The 23,133-nt window shown below is 68.4% G+C and carries 21 protein-coding genes and 2 pseudogenes; 9 read left to right on the top strand and 14 right to left on the bottom strand.

The window, feature by feature from the left end; translation table 11 throughout:
- Positions 1 to 16: 16 nt before the first annotated feature.
- A pseudogene (locus A5678_RS20705) lies at positions 17 to 640 on the top strand (cation transporter).
- A 90-nt stretch (positions 641 to 730) separates the two neighbouring features.
- Positions 731 to 1,609, top strand: coding sequence for a ribokinase (locus A5678_RS20700; protein ID WP_068046042.1), 879 nt, complete (start codon positions 731 to 733; stop codon positions 1,607 to 1,609).
- Here A5678_RS20700 and A5678_RS20695 read toward each other — a convergent pair.
- Positions 1,606 to 2,425: pseudogene (locus A5678_RS20695) on the bottom strand (GntR family transcriptional regulator). The gene A5678_RS20700 and the pseudogene A5678_RS20695 overlap by 4 nt on opposite strands.
- Before the next feature lie 19 nt (positions 2,426 to 2,444).
- Between A5678_RS20695 and A5678_RS27300 the strand changes: the two are divergent.
- Both A5678_RS27300 and A5678_RS20690 read left to right on the top strand, forming a co-directional pair.
- Positions 2,445 to 2,591 carry a hypothetical protein gene (locus tag A5678_RS27300; protein WP_197502208.1) on the top strand — a complete coding sequence of 49 codons (147 nt, stop codon included), beginning with the start codon at positions 2,445 to 2,447 and terminating at the stop codon, positions 2,589 to 2,591.
- Between the two features lie 130 nt (positions 2,592 to 2,721).
- A complete protein-coding gene (locus A5678_RS20690) occupies positions 2,722 to 3,129 on the top strand; it encodes a hypothetical protein (protein WP_068046039.1) in 408 nt (135 codons plus the stop codon).
- A 49-nt stretch (positions 3,130 to 3,178) separates the two neighbouring features.
- Here A5678_RS20690 and A5678_RS20685 read toward each other — a convergent pair whose 3' ends face one another.
- Positions 3,179 to 5,221, bottom strand: coding sequence for an NAD(+) synthase (locus A5678_RS20685; RefSeq protein ID WP_068046036.1), 2,043 nt, complete (start codon positions 5,219 to 5,221; stop codon positions 3,179 to 3,181).
- Between the two features lie 59 nt (positions 5,222 to 5,280).
- Here A5678_RS20685 and A5678_RS20680 point away from each other — a divergent pair, with 59 nt between their 5' ends.
- Both A5678_RS20680 and A5678_RS20675 read left to right on the top strand, forming a co-directional pair.
- A complete protein-coding gene (locus A5678_RS20680; protein ID WP_068046033.1) occupies positions 5,281 to 5,820 on the top strand; it encodes a cysteine hydrolase family protein in 540 nt (179 codons plus the stop codon).
- A gap of 100 nt (positions 5,821 to 5,920) precedes the next feature.
- A complete protein-coding gene (locus A5678_RS20675; RefSeq protein WP_068046030.1) occupies positions 5,921 to 6,778 on the top strand; it encodes a Sir2 family NAD-dependent protein deacetylase in 858 nt (285 codons plus the stop codon).
- Here the strand turns inward: A5678_RS20675 and A5678_RS20670 are convergent.
- Positions 6,775 to 8,052, bottom strand: a complete 1,278-nt coding sequence (locus A5678_RS20670; protein WP_068046027.1) for a cytochrome P450 — start codon at positions 8,050 to 8,052, stop codon at positions 6,775 to 6,777. The genes A5678_RS20675 and A5678_RS20670 overlap by 4 nt on opposite strands.
- 103 nt (positions 8,053 to 8,155) lie before the next feature.
- Between A5678_RS20670 and A5678_RS20665 the strand changes: the two genes are divergently transcribed.
- The 3 genes from A5678_RS20665 (at position 8,156) to A5678_RS20655 (ending at position 9,827) form a co-directional block, all read left to right on the top strand.
- A complete protein-coding gene (locus A5678_RS20665; protein WP_068046023.1) occupies positions 8,156 to 8,806 on the top strand; it encodes a TetR/AcrR family transcriptional regulator in 651 nt (216 codons plus the stop codon).
- 72 nt (positions 8,807 to 8,878) lie between these two features.
- Positions 8,879 to 9,370 (top strand): MarR family winged helix-turn-helix transcriptional regulator, encoded by a 492-nt coding sequence (locus A5678_RS20660; protein WP_068046020.1) that lies wholly within the window; start codon positions 8,879 to 8,881, stop codon positions 9,368 to 9,370.
- Between the two features lie 25 nt (positions 9,371 to 9,395).
- Positions 9,396 to 9,827, top strand: coding sequence for a DUF5313 domain-containing protein (locus A5678_RS20655; protein WP_068046017.1), 432 nt, complete (start codon positions 9,396 to 9,398; stop codon positions 9,825 to 9,827).
- Between the two features lie 5 nt (positions 9,828 to 9,832).
- Here A5678_RS20655 and proB read toward each other — a convergent pair whose 3' ends face one another.
- The 11 genes from proB to A5678_RS20600 all read right to left on the bottom strand — a co-directional run.
- Positions 9,833 to 10,936, bottom strand: coding sequence for a glutamate 5-kinase (proB, locus tag A5678_RS20650; RefSeq protein ID WP_068046012.1), 1,104 nt, complete (start codon positions 10,934 to 10,936; stop codon positions 9,833 to 9,835).
- A complete protein-coding gene (gene obgE / locus A5678_RS20645) occupies positions 10,933 to 12,426 on the bottom strand; it encodes a GTPase ObgE (protein WP_068046010.1) in 1,494 nt (497 codons plus the stop codon). Before obgE ends, proB begins: the two co-directional genes overlap by 4 nt.
- A gap of 97 nt (positions 12,427 to 12,523) precedes the next feature.
- Positions 12,524 to 12,778: a 50S ribosomal protein L27 gene (gene rpmA / locus A5678_RS20640; protein WP_046186480.1), complete on the bottom strand. Its 255-nt coding sequence runs from the start codon at positions 12,776 to 12,778 to the stop codon at positions 12,524 to 12,526.
- A gap of 13 nt (positions 12,779 to 12,791) precedes the next feature.
- Positions 12,792 to 13,103 (bottom strand): 50S ribosomal protein L21, encoded by a 312-nt coding sequence (rplU, locus tag A5678_RS20635; RefSeq protein ID WP_068046008.1) that lies wholly within the window; start codon positions 13,101 to 13,103, stop codon positions 12,792 to 12,794.
- Positions 13,104 to 13,316: 213 nt separating this feature from the next.
- Positions 13,317 to 16,154 (bottom strand): Rne/Rng family ribonuclease, encoded by a 2,838-nt coding sequence (locus A5678_RS20630; protein WP_082945643.1) that lies wholly within the window; start codon positions 16,152 to 16,154, stop codon positions 13,317 to 13,319.
- Positions 16,155 to 16,483: 329 nt separating this feature from the next.
- Positions 16,484 to 16,894: a nucleoside-diphosphate kinase gene (ndk, locus tag A5678_RS20625; RefSeq protein WP_068046006.1), complete on the bottom strand. Its 411-nt coding sequence runs from the start codon at positions 16,892 to 16,894 to the stop codon at positions 16,484 to 16,486.
- 53 nt (positions 16,895 to 16,947) lie between these two features.
- Positions 16,948 to 17,298, bottom strand: coding sequence for a DUF4233 domain-containing protein (locus A5678_RS20620; protein ID WP_068046003.1), 351 nt, complete (start codon positions 17,296 to 17,298; stop codon positions 16,948 to 16,950).
- Complete coding sequence (locus A5678_RS20615) at positions 17,295 to 18,740, bottom strand: folylpolyglutamate synthase/dihydrofolate synthase family protein (protein WP_068046001.1); 1,446 nt, start codon at positions 18,738 to 18,740, stop codon at positions 17,295 to 17,297. Before A5678_RS20615 ends, A5678_RS20620 begins: the two co-directional genes overlap by 4 nt.
- Positions 18,737 to 21,394: a valine--tRNA ligase gene (locus tag A5678_RS20610; protein ID WP_068045999.1), complete on the bottom strand. Its 2,658-nt coding sequence runs from the start codon at positions 21,392 to 21,394 to the stop codon at positions 18,737 to 18,739. The genes A5678_RS20615 and A5678_RS20610 overlap by 4 nt, the downstream gene beginning before the upstream one ends.
- Before the next feature lie 62 nt (positions 21,395 to 21,456).
- Positions 21,457 to 22,716 (bottom strand): trans-acting enoyl reductase family protein, encoded by a 1,260-nt coding sequence (locus tag A5678_RS20605; RefSeq protein ID WP_068045998.1) that lies wholly within the window; start codon positions 22,714 to 22,716, stop codon positions 21,457 to 21,459.
- A 79-nt stretch (positions 22,717 to 22,795) separates the two neighbouring features.
- Positions 22,796 to 23,133 (bottom strand): transglycosylase family protein (locus A5678_RS20600; protein ID WP_197502207.1); only part of this gene is annotated, 338 nt, incomplete at its 5' end.

The following is a 23,133-nucleotide window of genomic DNA, read 5'->3' as shown; positions in this document are numbered from 1 at the left end:
GACCGACGGGACAACCATCCAACGCCCGGAGCGCGACGCCGAATGGGTACGGGCTGCGCGCTTCGCCCGATGACTCGCGTGGGCGAGCCTGCTGTGGATGTGCGCCGAGGGCGCGCTCGGTCTATGGCAAGGGTTCGCCGTCGGATCCATCTCGCTGATCGGCTGGGCGCTTGGCAGTGCCGTCGAGGGCTTGGCGAGCGTGATCGTCCTGTGGCGGTTCACGGGTTCGCGCACGCTCTCGGAGACCTCGGAGCGCCGGGCGCAACACGGCGTGGCCATCTCGTTCTGGCTCATCGCGCCATATATAGCCTTCGAATCGGTCCGTAACATGCTCGCCGGGGCCCGACCCGAGACGACATGGATCGGGATGGCCTTGACCGCCGCAGCGTTGGTCCTGATGCCGCTGCTCGGCTGGGCCAAACAGCGGCTCGCCAGGCGCCTGGACTCGCGGACCACCGCCGGGGAGGGCACACAAAACTATTTGTGCGCCGCGCAATCCGCCGCGGTGCTTCTGACACTGGCCGTCATCGCGGTATGGCCGGCCGACTGGTGGCTGGACCCGGCCGTCGGGCTTGTCATCGCCGGCATTGCGGTCCGGGAGGGTTTCGAGGCGTGGCGCGGTGAGCAATGCGGATGTTGACACGAGCACGAAAACTGCGGCGCTGCAGGGGATCTGGTTCTTCCTGAAGTCCCGGTACGCAGAGAATTGCAACCGACTAACGTCAACGTAATGGCCCGAGTCTGTGTGGTTGGCAGCGTGAACATGGACCTGTCGATGCGCGTCGATGCCCTTCCTCGCCCCGGCGAGACGGTGCTGGCGTCGTCGTTGACCTACGCGCCGGGTGGCAAGGGCGGTAATCAGGCGGTAGCGGCGGCGCGTGCGGGCGCACAGGTGCAGTTCGTCGGCGCGACCGGCGATGACCCGGCCGCCGGGCAATTGCGCGCTCACCTGCTGGACAACGGCGTCGGCTTGGACGCCACCGCCGAAACGCCCGGACCGAGCGGCACGGCGATCGTCGTCGTCGACGCCAACGCCGAGAACACCATCGTGGTCGCGCCGGGTGCCAACGGGCGGCTGGCGCTGGATGCCACGGCCGTGCGAAGCGTCATCGCCGACTGCGACGTCTTATTGACGCAGCTGGAAATTCCGGTGCAGGTGGCGGTCGCGGCGGCGCAACAGGCCCGTTCGGCCGGGGCGGTCGTCATCGTCAATGCCTCGCCGACCGGTCAGGACCAGAGCTCATTGACCGACCTGGCGGCCGCGGCGGACGTGGTGATTGCCAACGAGGCCGAGGCCGATGAGTGGCCGTGGCGGCCAACTCACCTGGTGACGACACTGGGTGCGCGCGGCGCCCGGTACGTGGGCGCCGACGGCGACTTTCTGGTGTCCGCCCCCGCGGTAACCGCGGTGGACACCACCGGGGCCGGCGACGTGTTCGCCGGAGTGCTGGCCGGCAGCTGGCCGCCCCATCCCGGGTCGCCCGCCCAGCGGCTGCGCGCGTTGCGGCGCGCCTGTGCCGCGGGCGCGCTGGCGACGCTGGTGGCGGGCGCCGGTAACTGCGCACCGGACGCCGAAGCGATCGACGCGGCGCTGCGCGACGTCCGCTAGCCGGTGCGTCCGCCGACGTCGTGGGCGATTCTCAGGCCGTTGCCGGTCTCCATCTCCTCGGCCGTCTGGCTGAGCAGGACGCGGCTGCGGCTCGGCGACAGCACGGTCGAGACGTAGTGATGCGGCGCCTCGGCCACGAACGCCAGGCGGTTGACGCGCAGCAGCGCGGCGCCGATGGCCGTGCCGAGCAGGTGCGCGTGGCGCGGTCCGGCGATCTCGGCCGTGATCTCGTGCAGCACGCGGTCCACGACGACGCCCCCGTCGGATAGCAGCTCGTAAAGCGGCCTGCGCCGCAACTCCCGTTCGGTCAGTACGTCGGCCCATTCCGTCGGCAGCCAGGCTTCGGTCACCATCAACGGCTCATCGGTCCGGCGTTGGCGCCGCACCCGCACGATCTGCAGCAGCTCCCCGGGGGTTTCCAGCGCGTCGCCGATGGCCCTCGGTGGACGGCGTTTTGCCAGCTCGACGACGTCGACCTTGGTTTCGAATTGCGTCTGTCGCAGCCCCTGCATGAAGGAACGCCCGGCCGCCAAAACACCCGAGACGTCCGCTGGTCCGTGCGGCCGCACGAACGACCCGACGCCGTGCCTGCGCTCGATGTATCCCTGCTCGGCGAGGTCCGCCAGGGCCCGGCGCACGGTGATGCGCGATACGCCGAACTGATCGCACAAGGCCTGCTCGGTGGGCAACGCGTCGCCGGGGCCGATGATGCCGCGATCGATCTCGTCGTGTCAGCACCAAGAACAGCTGCCGGTGCAGCGGCACCCCGGCCGCTGCTGAGACCGGCCCATCCTTGCCCCGCTGCACGGTGGTCAATGCTTCCAAACGAACTCCCTTGCGTAGCCCGCACCGCTACCGATTCCACCTCTTGGCGATCGATCAGGCCGTGCCGGACAGCATCGCCACGTCCAAGGCGATGCTCGCCGCGATCGGTGGGCACGTGCTGGCGCGGGGTGTGCTGACCGGAACCTACGAAAGCTGAGCCGACGGGGCCGACCCGACCCGCCTGACCTGCGGTTGGCAGTGGTTGGCAGCGTCTGGCGTCGATCTGGCAGTGCTTTGCGGGCAGCGTCAGGGGCGATCGCTGTCAGCCATCGACGAAAGGAACATCAATGTCCGCCACCACGATTGACCGCACGCGCACCCGGGACGGCCTGCTTCGCCTCGCCATGCGCGCCGACGCCGCCATCAGCGGACTGGTCGGCCTGGCCGGTATTCCACTGGCCGGCCGGCTCGCCGAACTCTCGGGCACCACCACGGCATTCGAATACACCATGGCCGCGTTCTTGATCGGCTACGGCGCGCTCGTGTTCTGGCTCGCCAGCCTGCGATCGGTACTTCGCGCCGGCATGGGCGTCATCACCGCCAATGTGGCCTACACCGTGGCCGCCGTCGTTCTGGTGCTCGCGGACGTCTTCCCGTTGACTTCGGCCGGCGTCGCGTTGAACCTCGCGGCGGGCGCCTACACGCTGGTGTTCGCGGAGTTGCAGTACCAGGGCTGGCGCCGCGCGAGGGCGTGAGCAGAAGCTCGGGGCCCGTCCGGCGATCCCGGGCGGGTTCACGAGCGGGCTACTCCTCGGGAATCTGCCGCTCGATCTCGTCGAGCCAGATGCGCGCGGACATGTCCGACGGGGCACGCCAGTCACCGCGCGGCGACAGGGCACCGCCGTGCGACACCTTGGGGCCATTGGGCAACGCCGAGCGCTTGAACTGGCTGAACGAGTAGAACCGCTGCACGAAGACCCCGAGCCAATGCCGAATCTCCTTGAGCGAGTAGACCGGTCGCTTGTCGGCGGGAAATCCCGGCGGCCAGTTCCCACGCTCGGGGTCGCTCCACGCGTGCCATGCGAGAAACGCGATCTTCGACGGCCGGAAGCCGTAGCGCAGGACATGGAACAGCGAGAAGTCCTGCAGGGCATACGGTCCGACCTTGTCCTCGCTGCTCTGCAGCTCCTCCTCTTCACCTTTCGGCACGAGCTCCGGGGAGATCTCGGTGTCCAGCACCGACTGCAGCACGTCGGTGACGTCGGACTCGAACTGGCCGGAGGAGATGACCCAGCGGATCAGGTGCTGGATGAGCGTCTTCGGGACACCGCCATTGACGTTGTAGTGTGACATCTGGTCGCCCACCCCGTAGGTCGACCAGCCCAGGCCGATTTCGGAAAGGTCGCCGGTGCCGAGCACGATGCCGCCGCGCTGGTTGGCCAGCCGGAACAGGTAGTCGGTGCGCAGGCCCGCCTGCACGTTCTCGAAGGTGACGTCGTAAACCTTCTCCCCGCGCCCGAACGGGTGGTCGATCTCCTTGAACATCATCATTGCGGTCTCGGTGATGTCGATTTCGGAGAAGGTGACCCCGAGTGCGCGGCAGAGCTCGATCGCGTTGCGTTTGGTGCGGTCACCCGTCGCGAACCCGGGCAGCGTGAACGCCAAAATGTCGCTGCGCGGCCGTTTCTCGCGGTCCATCGCCCGTGCGGCGACGATCAGCGCGTGGGTGGAGTCCAGGCCGCCGGAAATCCCGATGACGATCTTCGGGTAGTTCAGCGCGCGCAGCCGCTGCTCGAGCCCGGCCACCTGGATGTTGTAGGCCTCGTAGCAATCCTGTTCCAGGCGTTGCGGATCGGCGGGGACGAACGGGAAACGCTCGATGTCACGGCGCAATCCGATATCGCCGTCGGGCGGGTCCAGCCGGAAGTCGATGCGCCGGAACGACTCCGCCGAGCCGCGGTGGTGGCGCCGGTTGTCGTCGAATGTCCCCATGCGCAACCGTTCCGACCGCAGCAGGTCGATATCGATGTCGGCGATGCTGCGCCGCTCCCCCTTCGGAAAGCGCTCGGACGAGGCCAGCAGTTCACCGTTCTCCCACACCATGGTCTGGCCGTCCCAGGCCAGGTCGGTGGTCGACTCGCCCTCGCCCGCGGCGGCGTAGACGTAGGCGGCCAGGCACCGCGCCGACGCCGAACGGGCCAGCAGGCAGCGGTCCTCGGCGCGGCCGATCGTGATGGGGCTGCCCGACAGGTTCGCCAGCACCGTCGCGCCCGCCAACGCCGCTTCCGCGCTGGGCGGGATCGGCACGAACATGTCCTCGCAGATTTCGACGTGCAGCACGCAATCGGGGACATCGGATGCGGCGAACAGCAAGTCGGGGCCGAACGGGACGTCGGCGTCACAGATCCGGATGGTGCCGCGCTCGTCGTCTCCCGCCGCGATCTGGCGGCGCTCGTAGAACTCCCGGTAGGTGGGCAGGTACGACTTCGGCACCACCCCGAGCACCGCGCCCCGGTGGATGATCACCGCGGTGTTGTAGATGCGATGGCGGAAGCGCAGTGGAGCGCCGACGACCAGAACCGGTAGCAGGTCGCTCGAGGACGCGACGATGCTCTCGATGGCGGCCACGACGTCGTCGAGCAGCAGGTCCTGCATCACGATGTCCTCGATGGAGTACCCGGACAACGTCAGCTCCGGGAAGACCGCCACCGCGACGCCATCCTCGTGACAAGCCTGCGCCAGCCGTAAGACCGACTCCGCGTTGGCGGCCGGGTCGCCGAGCGCGGTGTGATGCGTGCACGCGGCGACTCGGACAAAGCCCTGGCTGTAAGCGTTGTAAAAGTCCATCGCCCTTCCATTGTCGCCTGACCTGTGTCAACCCCCGGCCGCCGGGTATCCCCTCCATCATGAGCGATACTGCCGTGATCGTGGTCGACATGATGAACACCTATCAGCATCCCGATGCTGAAGAACTAATACCCAATGTCGCCAACATCATCGACCCGATGGCGGATTTGGTCCGGCGCGCACGCGAATCCGACGACGTGGACCTGGTATACGTCAACGACAACTACGGCGATTTCGCGGCCCAGTTCTCCGACATCGTCAGCTCCGCGCTCGACGGCGCGCGGCCCGACCTGGTGAAGCCGATCGTGCCGGCCGGGGACTGCCGCGTGATGACCAAGGTCCGGCACAGCGCGTTCTATGCGACCGCGCTGGCCTACCTGTTGAACCGCCTGGAGACCAAGCGGTTGGTCATCGCGGGACAGGTCACCGAGCAGTGCATCCTCTACACCGCGCTCGACGCCTATGTGCGCCACTTTCCGGTCGTGATTCCGACCGACGCCGTCGCCGGCATCGACGCCGAGCTGGCCGCGGCGGCCCTGAAAATGATGGAGAAGAACATGTCCGCGGAGCTCACCACGGCCGCGGAGTGCCTCGGTTAGGAAGACCCGCGCGAGGGTGCGCAGAATGCCGGGTATGTCGGCGTGTCGGCGCACGAACACGCACGCTCGGGCGGGTTATCGGGCCCGTACCCTGGACGGGGTGACCACCCGCTGCGCAGAATCGCCGGAGCTGGTCGCGTTGCTGACCGACCGTCGGATCGCGGTGCTGACGGGCGCGGGGCTGTCCACCGACTCCGGCATCCCCGACTACCGCGGGCCCGATTCACCGCCCAGCAATCCCATGACGATCCGCCAGTTCACCTCGGATCCGGCGTTCCGGCAGCGGTACTGGGCGCGCAACCACGTCGGCTGGCGGCACATGGACGACACCATGCCCAACGCCGGGCACCGGGCACTGGCCGCGCTCGAGCGCGCTTCGGTGGTGACCGGAGTGGTCACCCAGAACGTCGACCTGCTGCACACCAAGGCCGGCAGCGCGAACGTCGTCAACCTGCACGGCACGTACGCGCGCGTGGTCTGCCTGGGGTGCGAATACACCATGAGCCGCGCCGCGCTGGCCGAAGAACTGGAAGCGCTCAATCCGAGATTCATCGAGCGCGCCGAAGCGATGGGCGGCCTCGCGGTGGCCCCCGACGCCGACGCCGCTATCTCCCCGGCCGCCGATACCGCGTCGTTCCGCTACCTCGACTGCCCGAGCTGCGGCGGAATGCTCAAGCCGGACATCGTCTACTTCGGCGAAAGTGTCGCCAAAGTGGTTGTCGATCAAGCATATTCACTGATAGGCGACACCGATGCACTGCTGGTCGCCGGGTCGTCGCTGACTGTGTTCTCCGGCTACCGGTTCGTGCGTCACGCCGCCGCGCTGGGCAGGCCGATCGCCATCATCAACCGGGGCCGCACCCGCGGGGACGACCTGGCCACCGTCAAGGTCGACGGCGGCTGCTCCGAACTGCTGACGCTGCTCGCTGACGAATTATCGCCGATCGCAGCGCGTTAGAACGTGCAAGGCATGCTGCGCACGGCGTGAATGAAGTTGCCCGCCACATAGGTCGGCTCACCCGCCTGGATGTCAGGCAGCCGCCGCAACAGTTCGCCGAAGATGGCCCGCAGCTGCGCCCGGGCCACATGCGCGCCGAGACAGAAGTGCACCCCGCCGCCGCCGAAGCCGACGTGCGGGTTGGGGTTGCGGCTCAGGTCGAAACGCTCGGGATGGTCGAAGGCCTCGGTGTCCCAGTTCCCGGACGGGTAGAACATCACCACTTTCTCCCCCGCCCGGATCGTCTGACCGCCGAGCTCGACATCCGTTGCGGCCGTGCGCCGGAACGTCATCACCGGTGAGGCCCACCGGATGAACTCCTCGACCGCCGTCGGAATCCGGTTGTCGAAATCCTCGAGGAGCCAGGCGCGCTGGCCGGGAAACTCGGTGAGCGCCTTCATCGCGTGACTGGTGGTTTGGCGGGTGGTGTCGTTGGCGGCCACGGCGAGCAGCACGAAGAACGCGGCCACGTCCGCGTCGGACAGCCTGTCGCCGTCCACCTCCGCATTCACCAGGGCGCTGAACAGGTCGTCGCCGGGCCGCTCGCGGCGTTCCGCGGCCAACGTGCCGGCGATCTGATGCAGATACATTTGATTTTCGACCAAGACCTCCAACGGGTTCCGCCCGTCGAGGTAAACCGGGTCGGCCCATGACACGAGCGCATCGGCGGCGCACGCCACGCGCTCGCGCTCGGATTCTTCGATCCCCACCATGTCGGAGAGTGTGCGGATGGGCAGCTGCTTGGAGCACTGCTCGACGAAGTCGACGCCGCTGCCGGCGGCCCGGAGCTCTTCCACGATGGTCCTGGCTTTCGCCTTGATCGAGTCCTCGATACGGCGGACCTGCCGCGGGGTGAACGCCGCGCTGACCAGCTTGCGCAGCTTGGTGTGCCGTGGTGGGTCCATCGCCAGGAAGGACTGCGACGCCTCCAGGAGCTCCACCGGTACGTTCTCGAAAATCACCCCTTTGCCGGACAGGAACACCTCGTTGTGGCGGCTGACCGAGACGATGTCCGCGCGCCGGGTGACCGCCCAGTAGCCGGGATCGTCGGGGTCGGACATCAGGGCGTCTTCGACGGGAGGGTGCCAGCTCACCGGGCGTTCGGCCCGCAGCACCGCGAACGAACGCTCGCGGTCGGCCGCGGTCGTCGACCAGAACGCGCGCGAGGACAGGTCGATGGGGTCGTAGGCACGCCCGGGCTGCGCGGTGCCCGACTTCCCGGTCGTCAGGGTCATGGTGTCCTCCCGTTGCGTATGACCTCGGTCACAGACTGCCTGCGACACTATTCCCAGACATAGTGTCTAGTCAAGCCGTCAAACAACGTTCTATGCTGGGAGGATGCCATCGGTCACCCGGAAGCCGCAGGCCAACCGCGAACAGGAACGCCAGCAGCGGCGAGAGCAGATCGAGCGCCGGCTGCTGGACGCCACCGAGCGGCTGATGCGCGACGGCGCCAGCTTCACCGAGCTCAGCGTGGACCGGCTGTCCGGCGCGGCCGGCATTTCCCGCGCGAGCTTCTACATCTACTTCGAGGACAAAGGCCACCTGCTGCGCCGCCTGGCCAACCAAGTGTTCGCCGACCTCGCCGAGAACGCTGATCGCTGGTGGAGGGTGGCCGGACGGCGCGATCCGGGCGACGTCCGCGCCGCGATGGACGGCATCATTGCCAGCTATCGGCGCCACCAACCGGTGCTGGTCGCCCTCAACGAGATGGCCGGCTATGACCCGCTGGTAGCGGCGACCTACCGCAACCTGCTGACCGCGGTCACCGGGCGGATGACCCGGGTCATCGAGGACGGGCAGGCCGATGGCTCGATCCGGCCGGAGCTGCCCGCCGCCACCACCGCCAATGCGCTGACCTGGATGGTCGAGCGGGCCTGCCAGCAGAACCTTCCGGTGAACCCGCCCGAGTACGACTCGGAGCTGGCCGCCACGCTAGCGGAGATCGTCTGGGGCGCGCTGTATCTCAAGCCCACCTCGACGCGCTGATGCGTCCGGGATCGGCGGCCTGTGACGGGAACGACATAGTTAGCACCCTAACTATTGGGCTACGATGCAAATATGGCGTCGCTGACCGCACCGGAGATCGACCCGCTTTCCCTCGAACAGCAGGTCTGCTTCGCGCTGAGCGTGACCAATCGCGCCGTGTTGGCGGTTTACCGGCCGCTCTTGGAACCGCTGGGGCTGACCCACCCCCAGTATCTGGTGATGCTGACGCTCTGGGATCACCAGAGGACAGCCACGCGGCAGCGGCAAGCGCTGTCGGTCAAGGAGATTGCGACCACGCTGCAGATGGATTCGGCCACGCTGTCGCCGATGCTCAAGCGCTTGGAGGCGCTCGGCCTGATCACCCGTACGCGGAGCACCGTCGACGAGCGCTCCACCGACGTCAAATTGACCGACAGCGGCACAGCCTTACGTCGGCGTGCGCTGAAGATTCCACCCGCCGTGGTCGCGCGTCTGGGCGTCGACATCGGCGAGCTTCAGCACCTGCACCAGGTGCTGACCCGCATCAACGCGGCCGCCTTGGCAGCGGGCGCATTGCAGTCCTGAAATTCGCCCGCCCATAGGAGCCACTGTGACCGAATCCAAGACCCGCACCAAACCCAACTTCTGGCAGTACATCGGCTATTCGTACGGGCGGTGCCTGCCCAGCTCGATGCGCGACTGGGTCGCCAACGATCTGGCGGGCAAGGGAGCCGTGCGCCGGCACATGATCCGGTGGGCCATCCCACCGCTGTTGGTGCTCGCACCCTTCTGGCTGCTGCCCGCTTCCCTGTATGTGCACACCGAGATGACGGTGCCGCTCTACACCTGGGCCCTGCTGATATCGCTTGCGCTGAACAAGGTCTGGCGGCGGCACCGGCTGGCGCAGCACGGCCTGAACCCGAACCTGGTCGACGTGCTCAAGAACAAGAAGCAGGCGAAGATGCACGAGGACTACGCCCTGCGTTACGGCCCGCGTCCCGAATCGGCGGCGTGGCAGGACAACAGCAACCCCTTCAGCTAGCCGGCCTACACCGCCACCAGGTCGTCGGCATGCACCGCGGGCCTGCGTAATTCACCCGGCAGCTCGGAGGTGGACCGGCCGATCATGGTCGCCAGTTCGGCCGCGTCGTAGGCCACCACGCCCCGGGCCACCATGGCCGCGTCCGGGCCGCGCAGTTCGACGACGTCTCCGGCATAGAACCGGCCCGATACCGCGGTGATGCCGGCGGCCAGCAGCGAGCGACGCTGGGCCACCACCGCACGCACCGCGCCCTCGTCCAGGGTCAGCGCGCCGGCCGCTTCGGCGGCATACCGCACCCAGAACCGGCGGGCCGACATCCGAACGGGCCGGGCGGCAAACACCGTGCCGACCGAGGCGTCGGTGAGGGCGGTCGCGGCGTCGGCCGCGGCGGCGAGCAGGACCGGCACCCCCGCGTCGGCGGCCAGCGATGCCGACGACATCTTGGATACCATCCCGCCGGTGCCCAAGTCACTGCCCGGTCCGGCGACCACGCCGGCCAGATCCGCCGCACTGGATACTTCCGCGATGAACCTGGCGCCCTTGGTTTTCCGCGGATCGCTGTCGTACAGACCGTCGATGTCGGAGAGCAGCACCAGGGCCTCCGCCCCGACCAGGTGAGCCACCAGCGCCGAAAGCCGGTCATTGTCGCCGAACCGAATCTCGTTGGTGGCCACCGTGTCGTTCTCGTTGACGATCGCCACCGCATGCAGGGCCCGCAGCCGGTCCAGGGTGCGCTGGGCGTTCGTGTGCTGGGCCCGCATGGAGATATCGTGCGCGGTCAGCAGCACCTGCCCGACCGTGCGGCCATAGCGCGCGAACGCCGCACTCCACGCGTTCACCAGCGCGACCTGCCCGACGCTGGCCGCGGCCTGCTTGGTCGCCAGATCCTTGGGGCGACGGGTTAATCGGAGCGGTTCGATGCCGGCGGCGATGGCGCCCGAAGAGACGATGACGACGTCGGTGCCCGCCTTCATGCGCGTTTCGATGGCGTCGGCCAGCCCGGCCAGCCGGCCCGCGTCGAACACCCCGGACGGTGTGGTCAGTGCGTTGGTCCCGACCTTGACCACCAGGCTGCGCGCGGTCCGGATGGCCTCGCGGTGCGTGCTCACGACTCGTCACCGCGTTCTCTGGTTCTGCGCCGCTCCTCCGCATCGCTACGCTCTGCATCGTCGCCGGCGCGGCGCTGACGACGGGCCGCCTTGCGCTCCGCGGCGCCGGTGCGCTCGCTGCGTTCCAGGCGCACATCCGTGCCCCGGCCTGACATCGCAACGTGTTGTCCCGCAGGCGTTTGCGGCTCCCAATCGAATGTCATGTCCCCGATGGTCACGGCGCATCCGGGCTGCGCGCCCAGCCGCAGCAGTTCATCCTCGACACCCAACCGGGCCAGGCGGTCGGCGAGGTAGCCCACCGCTTCGTCATTGTCGAAGTTGGTCTGGCGGACCCAACGCTGAGGCCGGGCGCCGGTGACCACGAAGCCGCCCTCGCCGTCCGGCTCGACTGTGAAGCCGCTGTCGTCGACGGGAACCGGCCGGATGACCGGGCGCCGCGGCACGACCGGCGGGCGGGCGGCGTTGTATTCCGAGATCATCCGCCAGAGCCCGAAGACCAACGGCTGCAGGCCAACACGTGCCACCGTCGACACGAGGAACACCGGCCAGCCGCGCTCGGCGATCTCGTCGCGGACGAATTCGGCGAGTTCCCGCGCCTCCGGCACGTCAATCTTGTTGAGCACCAAGGCCCGTGGCCGCTCGGCCAGATCGCCCAAAGTCGAATCGCCTTGCAGGGTAGGCGTATACGCGGCGAGTTCGGCTTCCAACGCATCGATGTCGGACATCGGGTCGCGGCCCGGCTCGGAGGTGGCGCAGTCGACGACGTGCACCAGCACCGCGCAGCGCTCGATGTGCCGCAGGAAATCCAGGCCGAGTCCACGCCCCTGCGACGCGCCGGGAATCAGGCCCGGCACATCGGCGACGGTGAAGGTGTGCTCGCCGGCCGACACCACACCGAGGTTGGGCACCAGGGTGGTGAACGGATAGTCCGCGATCTTCGGTTTGGCCGCCGAGATCGCCGACACCAGTGAGGATTTCCCGGCCGAGGGAAAACCGATGAGACCGGCGTCGGCGACGGTCTTCAGCTCGAGCGTCAGGTCCCGCGCTTCGCCCTGCTCACCGAGCAGCGCGAAGCCGGGGGCCTTGCGGGCGCGCGAGGCGAGTGCTGCGTTGCCCAGGCCGCCACGGCCACCGGCCGCGGCTTCGAAGCGGGTGCCGGCGCCCACCAGATCGGCCAGCAGCCGGCCGTTTTCGTCCAAGACCACGGTGCCGTCGGGAACTCTGACCTCCAAATCCGCGCCGGCCGCACCGTCGCGGTTGTTGCCCATCCCCTGCTTGCCCGATGGCGCGGTGACGTGCGGGTGGAAGTGGAAGTCCAGCAAGGTGTGGACCTGTGGGTCGACGACGAACACGATGCTGCCGCCGCGGCCGCCGTTGCCGCCATCGGGACCGCCCAGCGGCTTGAATTTCTCGCGATGGACCGACGCGCAGCCGTTACCGCCGGAACCCGCACGCGCGTGGATGACGACCCGATCGACAAATCGAGGCATCGAATACCAGCCCTTCGAATGTCACGCCAGGGCGAAATACCTCGCGAAGCCGCCGCAGCGTTCCCCTGCACGGGGGCGATGCCCCCGCTGGTGAGGCCTAGACCTGGGGCGTGATGCTGACGGTTTTGCGTCCGCGCTTGATACCGAACTCGACGGCTCCGGCGGCCTTGGCGAACAGCGTGTCGTCGCCGCCACGCCCGACGTTCAGGCCGGGGTGGAACTTGGTGCCACGCTGGCGAACGATGATTTCGCCCGCCTTGACGATCTGGCCGCCGAACCGCTTCACGCCCAGCCGCTGAGCGGCGGAATCCCGGCCGTTGCGCGAGCTGGACGCGCCCTTCTTGTGTGCCATGTCTGCCGCCTTACTACTTGATGCCGGTGACCTTCAGGACCGTCAACTGCTGACGGTGCCCCTGACGCTTGTGGTAGCCGGTCTTGTTCCGGAACTTGTGGATACGGATTTTGGGGCCCTTGGTGTGCTCGAGCACCTCGCCGGTCACCGCCACCTTGGCCAGCGCGGCGGCGTCGCTGGTCACCTTCGAGCCGTCCACCACCAGCGTGACGGGGAGCGACACGTTCGCGCCCGGGTCGGAGTCGAGCTTCTCGACCTTGACCACGTCCCCGACGGCGACCTTGTACTGCTTGCCGCCCGTCTTGACGATTGCGTAGGTCGCCATCGTTGCTCCTGCCTTCTTTCCTCTGCTCAGCCGCTTCTTCGGCTCTTCGCGCGCGAGCCACCGGCGGTGCGCTCGGACAAAGCTAAGTGGGTCTGGGTTGCGGGTCTGCGCCGGCCGCCCGGGAGTCCCGCTGTCGCCGGCCAAGTCCACCCGGCCTGACGACAACTGTCCTAGGGTACTTGACCAGCGGCTACAGGGTCAAACCGGCCCAGGTCAGTCCGCGTGGATCGGGGGGCCGGCCGGCCTGCCCGCCGCGCGGCGCCGCCGCGCACGTCCGAACCCCGGTCCGCCGTTGACGGACCCCTCGGAATCGTCGTCGGAGTCGGAGTCATCAGAGTCGGAATCGTCCTCGACGTCCAGGTCGTCGTCGTCCATCTCGAGGTCCTCGTCGTCCTCGCCGAGGTCTTCCTCGTCGTCGAGATCCTCGTCGTCGTCGTCGTCGAGATCGTCCTCAGAGTCGTCGTCGGTGTCTTCGTCGGTGTCCTCGTCAGACTCCTCGAAGTCCTCTTGGTCGGTGTCCTCCACGTCGGCCACGTCCCGTTGCTTCCGCTCATCGAGCTCGTTGGTCGCTCCCTCGGCGGATTCGTCGGAATCTTCGTCGTCACGGTCGCCCTGCGCGGACCCGCCGGCGGCCATCGCCTTGAACATCGGGTGCTCGCCGGGAGCGTGCGCGGGCACCTTGGCCACCACCGGCTCTTCGGCCCCCTTCTTCTTGGAGCGCCTGCCGCGCCGACCACCGGACTCCGACTTGCGCCCGTTCGAGGGGGCCGAGTCCACCGGATCGGTGTGCAGCAGGATCCCGCGGCCGCCGCAATGTGTGCATGACGTCGAGAAGGCCTCGACCAGCCCGGTGCCCAACCGCTTGCGGGTCAGCTGGACCAAGCCCAGCGACGTCACCTCGGACACCTGATGGCGGGTGCGGTCGCGGGCCAGCGCCTCGGTCAGCCGCCGCAACACCAAGTCGCGGTTGGACTCGAGCACCATGTCGATGAAGTCGATGACGACGATGCCGCCGATGTCTCGCAGGCGCAGCTGGCGAACGATCTCCTCGGCGGCCTCCAGGTTGTTCTTGGTGACCGTCTGCTCGAGGTTGCCGCCGGACCCGGTGAACTTGCCGGTGTTGACGTCGACCACCGTCATGGCCTCGGTCCGGTCGATCACCAGCGTGCCGCCCGAGGGCAGCCACACCTTACGCTCCATCGCCTTGGCGAGTTGCTCGTCGATGCGATGCACCGCGAAGACGTCGGGCCCGGGCTGACCGTCCGCGCCGCTGGGCGGTTCATACTTGTTCAGCTTTGAAACCAAGTCGGGCGCAACGGAATTCACGTAATCGGTGATCGTCGTCCACGCTTCGTCGCCGGAGACGATCAGGCCGGCGAAGTCCTCGTTGAACAGGTCACGGATGACCTTGACCAGCACGTCCGGCTCTTCGTAGAGCGCAACCGCCGCGCCCGCGGCCTTCTCCGTGATCTCGGCCGCCTTGGCCTCGATTTGCTTCCAGCGCTCCTGCAGGCGGGTGACGTCGTTGCGGATGTCGTCCTCTTTGACGCCCTCGGATGCCGTGCGGATGATCACCCCGGCATCGGACGGCACCACCTCGCGCAGGATTTCTTTGAGCCGCTGCCGTTCGGTGTCGGGCAGCTTGCGGCTGATCCCGGTCGACGACGCGCCCGGCACGTAGACCAGGAACCGACCGGCCAGCGACACCTGAGTGGTCAGCCTGGCGCCCTTGTGCCCGACGGGGTCCTTGCTGACCTGGACCACGACGTAGTCGCCCGGTTTGAGCGCCTGTTCGATCTTGCGGTCGGACCCGCCCAATCCGGCGGCTTCCCAGTTCACCTCGCCGGCGTAGAGCACGCCGTTGCGGCCGCGGCCGATGTCGACGAACGCCGCCTCCATCGAGGGCAGTACGTTCTGCACGATCCCGAGGTAGATGTTGCCCACCAACGATGCGGACGCGGCCGAGGTCACGAAGTGCTCGACCACGATGCCGTCTTCGAGCACAGCGATCTGGGTGTAGCGCGCCCCCTGATGCGGCGGCTCGGTGCGGACCCTGTCGCGCACGACCATGATCCGTTCGACGGCCTCGCGGCGCGCCAGGAACTCCGCCTCGCTCAGTACCGGGGGACGGCGCCGTCCGGCGTCGCGGCCGTCCCGGCGCCGTTGTCGCTTGGCCTCCAGCCGGGTGGAGCCGTCGATGCCCTTGATCTCGGCGTTCGACGAGCCGTTTCCGCCATTGCCGCCGTTCTTGCCGCTGCGTGGCGCCCGCTCGTGCACGACCGTGTTGGGCGGGTCGTCGGGTGATGCGTTTTCGTCGCCGTCGTCGCCCGAGCCGGACTTGCGGCGCCGGCGCCTGCGGCGGCGGCGATTACCGCCCTCCGCCGAGCCGTCGTCGCCGATGTCGGAGTCATCGGAGTCCTCGCCGTCGTCGCTGTCGTCGTCCTCGGCATCGGAGGAGTCGCCCTGGCCCGCCTTCTGGCGCTGTTGCGGCTCGTCGTCGTCGCCCGAGTCGTTCTGGTTGTCGGGTCCGCCCTGCTCGCCGCGGCCGCGGCCACGACCGCGCCGGCCCCGGCGTCGCCGCCGGTTGGCCGGTCGATCGGTCTGCTCGTCGTCTTCGTCATCGGCGTCGGAATCGTCGGAGTCGGTGTCGTCGTCGGCGTTGCCGTCGTCTTCCTCCGCTTCGACCGGCTGCGGCGCGACGAACAGCGGCATGTAGTGCGGCCGCTCGGTGCCGGTCTCCGGGGCCGCCAGCATCAGCCGGGACTCGGGTTCCCCGCCCGCGGCTTGGACGTTTTCGCTGCCGGCACCGCCATCCTCGGCGTCCCCATCGGGCTGGGCGGCCAGCAGATCGCGCACCCGCACCGCGTCATCACGCTCCACGGTGGAGTGCGCGCTGCGGATCCGTCCGTCCAGGGCGCTCAGCGCGTCGAGCACCCGTTGACTGGTGGTTCCCAGCGTGCGGGCCAGCGAATGGACCCTCAGGCGGTCAGGCAGTTCGTCGTGCCGGGTCGGCCCTTCGGATGACTCTGCGGATGGTGCACCGTCTACCACGTATTCTCCTCAAGCCCCCGGGCGCGTCCTTGCGACGCGGCCACGCGAGGGCTTCGCTATGGGCCCGGTCAACTTCCCCCGGGCTTGTGATGGTCTCGCCCCGAGCGGTTCGCTGGGAATGCACTCGGCGCCGTGCTGAATGATGGCCTGACATGCCGCGCACCAACGCGGGGTAGCGATGATCGCGCTTGTCTAAGTCTTCATTCGGGTGTCCGAAGCCGGTCCGGCGACGTTCACCCTCCGCCAGTATCCCACATCACTGGGCGAGCCCATCCACCCCTGAGCGAACGCGCCGTCAGCGGGCTGGCGCGGCCCCGTTAGCTGGGGCGCTACGCGTCGGGAAACCAGAGCGCGAGTTCGCGCTTCGCGGACTCGGTCGAATCGGACCCGTGCACCAGGTTGAACTGCGTCTCCAGCCCGAAATCGCCCCGGATCGTGCCGGGGGTGGCCTTATCGACCGGGTCGGTTCCCCCCGCTAGCTGGCGAAACGCGGCGATGGCCCGCGGTCCCTCGACGATCGCCGCCACCACCGGTCCGGATGTGATGAACTCCAGCAGCGAGCCGAAGAACGGCTTGCCCTCGTGCTCGGCGTAATGCGCGGCGGCCAGGTCCTCGCTGACGCGCCGAAGCTCCAGCGCAGCGATGGTCAGGCCCTTCCGCTCGATGCGGCTGATGATTTCCCCTACCAGCTGCCGCTCGACGCCGTCCGGCTTGATCAGTACCAGGGTCCGTTCGGTCACGGCGCACAGCGTACAGAACCGGGCGGCGATCGGCCGGGCGGCGAGACCTGCCCCTAGCGCTGGCGGCGCCGTACCTCGGCCCGGAAGTACACGATCAAGGCCCACAATCCGGTGAACAGCACCCCGATGAGCCCCACGCCGGCGTACACCGCGAAGCCGGCGAGCACAAGCACCTGGGCACCCAGGTTCGCCCAGATCGCCCAGGGCTTGCGCTGCACCCCGCCCAGCAGGATGAGCAGCGCGGCCACGCCGATCAGATAGCCCAGCGACACCGGCGTCAGTCCGCCGCCGACCGCGCTCACCACCGGAATCGCGAGCAGCACCACGATCGCTTCCAGGAGCAGCGTGGCGGCCATCACCGCGCCGAAGCTCTTCCAGGGGTCTGCCTGGTTTTGGCCGGTCACTCGGGATCACGACCGAACAGGGTCCGTGCCGCGCCGGCGGTGACGACCGAGCCGGTGATGACGATTCCCGCGCCGGAGAAGGCTTCGGGTTCCCCGTCCACCGTCGCGTCGTCGACGAGGGCGGTCGCGGCGTCGATGGCATCGCGCAGGTTCTCGGCCGAAATCACCCGATCGGGCCCGAATCGCTCCCCCGCCGCCAGCGCCAGCGACTCGACGTCCAGTGCCCGCGGCGACCCGTTGTGGGTCACGACGACGGCATCGAAAACCGGCTCGAGCGCCGCGAGGATGCCGTTCACGTCCTTGTCGGCCAGCACGCTGAGCACACCGACCAGGTAACGGAAGTCGAATTCCTCGCTCAGCGTTTGCGCCAGCGCGGCCGCACCGGCCGGGTTGTGCGCGGCGTCGATGAAGACGGTGGGCGCGCTGCGCATGCGTTCCAGCCGGCCGGGGCTGGTGACGGCGGCGAACCCGGCCCGCACCGCCTCGACGTCGAGTTGCCGCTGCGCGCCGGCGCCGAAGAACGCCTCGACCGCCGCGAGTGCCACCGCCGCGTTGTGCGCCTGATGTTCGCCGTGCAGCGGCAGGTAGATGTCGGAATACACCCCGCCGAGGCCCTGCAGCTGCAGCACCTGTCCGCCGATCGCGACCTGACGCTCCAGGACCGCGAACTCCGAATCCTCGCGGGCCACCGCGGCGTCGGCCCGCACGGTCTGCGCCAGCAGCACTTCCATCGCCTCGGGCTCCTGGCGTGCGATGACGGCGACGGTGTCGGGTGCGCCTTCGGGCGCCTTAATGATGATGCCGGCCTTCTCACCGGCGATGGCGGCGATGTCGTCACCGAGGTATTCGACGTGGTCGATGCTGACCGGGGTGATGACCACCACCGGCGCGTTGATCACGTTGGTGGCGTCCCACCGCCCGCCCATGCCGACCTCGATGACCGCGACGTCGACCGGTGCGTCGGCGAACGCGGCGAACGCCATGGCGGTCAGCACCTCGAACTTGCTCATCGCCGGGCCGCCGGCGGCGTGCGACTGCGCGTCGATCATGTGCACGAAGGGCTCGATCTCCCGGTACGTCGCGACGTACTGCGCCGGGGTGATCGGCCGCCCGTCGATCGCGATCCGCTCAACCGCCGACTGCAGGTGCGGGCTGGTGGTTCGCCCGGTGCGCCCGTGCAGGGCGGTCACCAGCGCGTCGACCATGCGCGCCACCGAGGTCTTGCCGTTGGTGCCCGCGATGTGGATCGACGGATAGGCCAGTTGGGGCGAGCCCAGCACGTCCATCAGCGCGCTGATCCGGGTCAGGCTCGGCTCGATCTTCGTCTCGGGCCAGCGTTGGTCCAGCAGGTGCTCGACCTGCAGCAGGGAGGCGATCTCGTCCGGGGTCGGGGCCAGGCCGGTGGCCTCGCCGCGCTCGGGCCAGTCGCGGGGCTCGGTCACTGCAGCCCGGCCAGCCGCGCGTTGATCCGGTCGGTCTCCTCCTGGGCCACGCGCTGGCGGTCGCGGATCTTGTCGACGACGTTCTGCGGGGCCTTGGCCAGAAAGTCCTCGTTGGCCAATTTGGCGGTGGTCGTCGCCAGTTCCTTTTGGGCGGCGGCGAGGTCTTTCTCCAAGCGGCGGCGCTCGGCGGCGACATCGATGGTGCCCGAGGTGTCGAGCTCGACGACCACCGTGCTGTTCATGCCGGGACCGAGGCGCACCTCCAACGACACCGACGGCTGGAATCCGTCACCCGGCGCGGTGAGCCAGGCCAGCGATGTCACCGCGGCCACCTGGTCACTCAAATCGGCGCTGTCCATCCCATTGAGCCGGGCCGGCACCTTCTGCCTATCGGCCAGGCCCTGATCGCTGCGGAACCGGCGGACTTCGGTAACCAACCTTTGCATGTCGCTGACCCGTTGGGCGGCAACGGAATCCAGAGCGATGCCCGACGGCTCCGGCCAGTCGGCGATCACCAGCGACTCCTGGCCGGTCAGCACCTGCCACAACGCCTCAGTGAGGAACGGGATGACCGGGTGCAGCAACCGCAGCAGCGTGTCGAGCACGGCGGCGAGCACCGCGGTGGTGTGTGCGTTCCCTTCGGCCAGCTGCGTTTTGGCCAATTCGACGTACCAATCGCAGAATTCGTCCCACGCGAAGTGGTAGAGCGCCTCGCAGGCGCGGCTGAACTCGTAACCGTCGAGGGCCGAATCCACTTCGGCGCGAACCTCTTCCAGCCGTCCCAGGATCCAGCGGTCGGCGTCGGTCAGCTCGTTGAGTGCGGGCAACGGTGCGACGTGCGCACCGTTGAGCAACGCGTAGCGGGTGGCGTTGAACAGCTTGGTGCAGAAATTGCGTGACGCCCGGACGGCGTCCTCGCCGACGGCCAGGTCACCGCCGGGGCTGGCGCCGCGGGCCAGCGTGAACCTCAGCGCGTCCGCCCCGAACATGTCCAGCCAGTCCAGCGGGTCGATGACGTTGCCCTTGGACTTACTCATCTTGCGGCCGAATTCGTCACGGATCAGCCCATGCAGGAACACGTCGGTGAACGGCACCTGCGGGCCGCGTCGACCGTCGAGCGTGATGGTGTCGTCGCCGCCGACGAAGGTGCCGAACATCATCATGCGGGCCACCCAGAAGAACAGGATGTCGTACCCGGTGACCAAAACGCTTGTCGGATAGAACTTTTCCAGCTCGGGGGTCTTCTCCGGCCAGCCCAGTGTGGAGAACGGCCACAGGGCCGACGAAAACCAGGTGTCCAGCACGTCGGGGTCCTGCTCCCAGCCCTCCGGCGGCGTCTCGTCCGGACCGACGCACACCTGCTCGCCCTTGGGCCCATACCAGATCGGGATGCGATGGCCCCACCAGAGCTGCCGCGAGATGCACCAGTCGTGCATGTCGTCGACCCACCCGAACCAGCGCGGCTCCAGACTGGTGGGGTGAATCACGGTGTCCCCGTTGCGAACCGCATCACCGGCGGCCTTGGCCAGCGACTCCACCCGGACCCACCATTGCAGCGACAGTCGTGGCTCGATCGGCTCACCGCTGCGTTCTGAATGCCCGACGCTGTGCAGGTAAGGGCGCTTCTCGCCGACAACACGGCCCTGAGCGGCCAACGCCTCGCGCACCGCGACCCGGGCCTCGAACCGGTCCAGGCCGTCGAATTGTGTTCCGGTGTCGGCGATCCGGCCCTTGGTGTCCATGATCGACAGCATCGGCAGCTGGTGCCGCATGCCGATTTCGAAGTCGTTCGGATCGTGGGCGGGGGTGACTTTGACCGCACCCGTGCCGAATTCGGGGTCCACGTGTTCGTCGGCGACGATGAGGAGCTGCCGGTCGACGAAGGGGTGCGGCAGGGTCGTGCCGACCAGGTGGCGGTACCGCTCGTCCTCGGGATGGACCGCGATGGCGGTGTCGCCGAGCATCGTCTCGACCCGCGTGGTGGCGACCACGATGTGGGGCTGCGAGTCGTCGAGCGAGCCGTAGCGGAATGACACCAGCTCGCCCTCGACCTCTTCGTAGTTGACTTCGATGTCGGAGAGCGCGGTTTCGAGCACCGGTGACCAATTGACCAGCCGCTCGGCGCGGTAGATCAGACCGGCGTCATAGAGCCGCTTGAAGATGGTGCGCACCGCCCGCGACAGGCCCTCGTCCATGGTGAACCGGTCGCGACTCCAGGCGACCCCGTCGCCGAGCCGCCGCATTTGCCCGCTGATCGCACCGCCGGACTCGCGTTTCCAATCCCAGACCTTTTCGACGAACAGCTCCCGGCCGAAGTCCTCTTTGGTCTTGCCGTCGACCGCGAGCTGCTTTTCCACCACGCTCTGGGTCGCGATGCCGGCGTGGTCCATGCCCGGCTGCCACAGCACCTCATAACCCTGCATCCGTTTGCGACGGGTCAGGGCGTCCATCATGGTGTGTTCCAGCGCGTGGCCCATGTGCAGGCTGCCGGTCACGTTCGGCGGCGGCAGCACGATCGAGTATCCGGGTTTGGCGCTCGTCGGGTCGGCCTCGAAGTAGCCCGCGTCGAGCCACTTCTGGTAGATCGCACTTTCTGCGGCAGCGGGATCCCACGACTTGGGCAGGTCGGTGGCGGGGCTGCGGCTGGCGGTCACCCGTCAATTCTAGGGAGCGCCGTATACCCCGCTGTAGGTGCCCAAATCGCAGGTGAGCCGCGTCACTCCGAGAGCCGGTCGACCTGCAACGTCACACCGGCGGCGGGGAACCTGGCGAGCAGTGCGTCACCCATCGCGGCCGCCGGGGTGAGGACGCCATGCAGGTTCGGTAGCTTGTCGCGGTCGAGTGCGAGCGCAAGGCCGCACTCCCCCAACAGCACCGAGGTCGCCTTGTAGCCGGGGTCTCCGCGCTGCTCCATGCGCGCCACGTACCGGGCGCCGGTGGTCGTGGTGGCGTAGGTCTCGATCTTGTAGTAGCCGCGCTCGCGCGCCGCCGCGCTGGGGCCGGTTCCGGGTTTGGGAACGATGCGCTCCACCAGCCGGCGAGGCAGCAGCCGGAAGTAGCGGCTGCCCAATCCGAAGGTGGCGTTGGCGACCCCGCCCACCGCGGCGGACGCCAACGGAGCCAGCGGCGAGGACCCGAGGCTCATGCTTTCGGAGTAGCGGAATTGGCGGCCGTACGCCCAGTCCAGTAATGCGTTGCTGCGCCGCACGATACGGGTGTTGTAGGGCGCCATCACGAATCCCGACGTCCACAGGCCGGCCAGTTCCGGCGCGATCTGACGACCACGCCGCCACGGCAGGTCGGGTTGGCGCCCGATTTCCGGTTCGGCACTGCGGTCGGTGCTCAGCGTATACGGGTCGGCGAGTTGGCGGCGGGCGTCGGGATCGCGGGACGCCGTGTCCAGCACTTCCAACATCGACGCGACGGTTCCGCCGGATACCCCGCCCGAGAAGGACCGGACCACGAGGTCGGTGTCGACGAGCTCTCCGGCGCCGTCATCCCGCGCCGCGCGGTAGAGCGCATAGACACTGAGGTCCGAAGGGACGGAATCGAATCCACAGGCATGCACGATGCGGGCGCCGGTGTCGGCGGCCTGCTTGTGGTACAGGTCGATGCTCTCGCGGACGAACATCGCCTCGCCGGTCAGGTCGGCGTAGTCGGTGCCCGCGGCCGCGCAGGCGGCCACCAGCGGTAGCCCATAGCGCGTATAGGGGCCGACCGTGGTGATGACGACCTGGGTGCGGGCGGCCATCTCGTTCAGCGTCGATGGCGACGATGCGTCGGCGGCCACAAGCGGCCAGGACTGCGCGGACTCGCCCAGGGTGTCGCGGACGGCCCGCAAGCGGTCGGTGGATCTGCCGGCCAGCGCCACCCGGCTGTCCGGCCCGGACCCGGCCAGGTATTCGGCGGTCAACTTCCCGACGAAGCCGGTCGCCCCGTACAACACGATGTCGAATTCGCGCGGCGTTGCGGTCACGGGCCCGACGCTACCCGACCCGCAGATAAGTAGTGCCGGGCCGAGGCCCGGCACTACTTATCTACTGCGTTGTGGATCGTCAGCCGCGACGCCCGCAGACCGGCCACGCGCCGATGCCCTGCGAGTGCAGCACGTTCTCGGCCACCCGGATCTGCTCCTCGCGGCTCGCGCCCGCCGGAGAGCCCGACCCGCCGTTGGCGCGCCAGGTGCTCGGCGTGAATTGCAGGCCACCGGAGAACCCGTTACCGGTGCTGATCGACCAGTTGCCACCCGACTCGCACTGCGCGATGGCGTCCCAGTTCACGCTGTACGCGTGGACAGGCGGAGGCGGCGGGGCCTCCGGGCCCGGCGGCGGCGGCACGCGAGCGCGGCTACTACAAGATCGAGACCTACGCCACCACGACCACCGGCGCCCGG

The sequence above is a fragment of the Mycobacterium sp. E2733 genome (assembly GCF_001667585.1).
Taxonomy (GTDB): Bacteria; Actinomycetota; Actinomycetes; order Mycobacteriales; family Mycobacteriaceae; genus Mycobacterium.
The sequence above is the reverse complement of the archived record's forward strand: the minus strand, read 5'-3'. Positions and strand labels throughout refer to the sequence as shown.

Coding starts and splice junctions, on each gene's coding strand:
- A5678_RS20700 (WP_068046042.1), top strand. CDS start 731: ATGGCCCGAGTCTGTGTGGTTGGCAGCGTGAACATGGACCTGTCGATG.
- A5678_RS20690 (WP_068046039.1), top strand. CDS start 2,722: ATGTCCGCCACCACGATTGACCGCACGCGCACCCGGGACGGCCTGCTT.
- A5678_RS20685 (WP_068046036.1), bottom strand. CDS start 5,221: ATGGACTTTTACAACGCTTACAGCCAGGGCTTTGTCCGAGTCGCCGCG.
- A5678_RS20680 (WP_068046033.1), top strand. CDS start 5,281: ATGAGCGATACTGCCGTGATCGTGGTCGACATGATGAACACCTATCAG.
- A5678_RS20670 (WP_068046027.1), bottom strand. CDS start 8,052: ATGACCCTGACGACCGGGAAGTCGGGCACCGCGCAGCCCGGGCGTGCC.
- A5678_RS20665 (WP_068046023.1), top strand. CDS start 8,156: ATGCCATCGGTCACCCGGAAGCCGCAGGCCAACCGCGAACAGGAACGC.
- A5678_RS20660 (WP_068046020.1), top strand. CDS start 8,879: ATGGCGTCGCTGACCGCACCGGAGATCGACCCGCTTTCCCTCGAACAG.
- obgE (WP_068046010.1), bottom strand. CDS start 12,426: ATGCCTCGATTTGTCGATCGGGTCGTCATCCACGCGCGTGCGGGTTCC.
- rpmA (WP_046186480.1), bottom strand. CDS start 12,778: ATGGCACACAAGAAGGGCGCGTCCAGCTCGCGCAACGGCCGGGATTCC.
- rplU (WP_068046008.1), bottom strand. CDS start 13,103: ATGGCGACCTACGCAATCGTCAAGACGGGCGGCAAGCAGTACAAGGTC.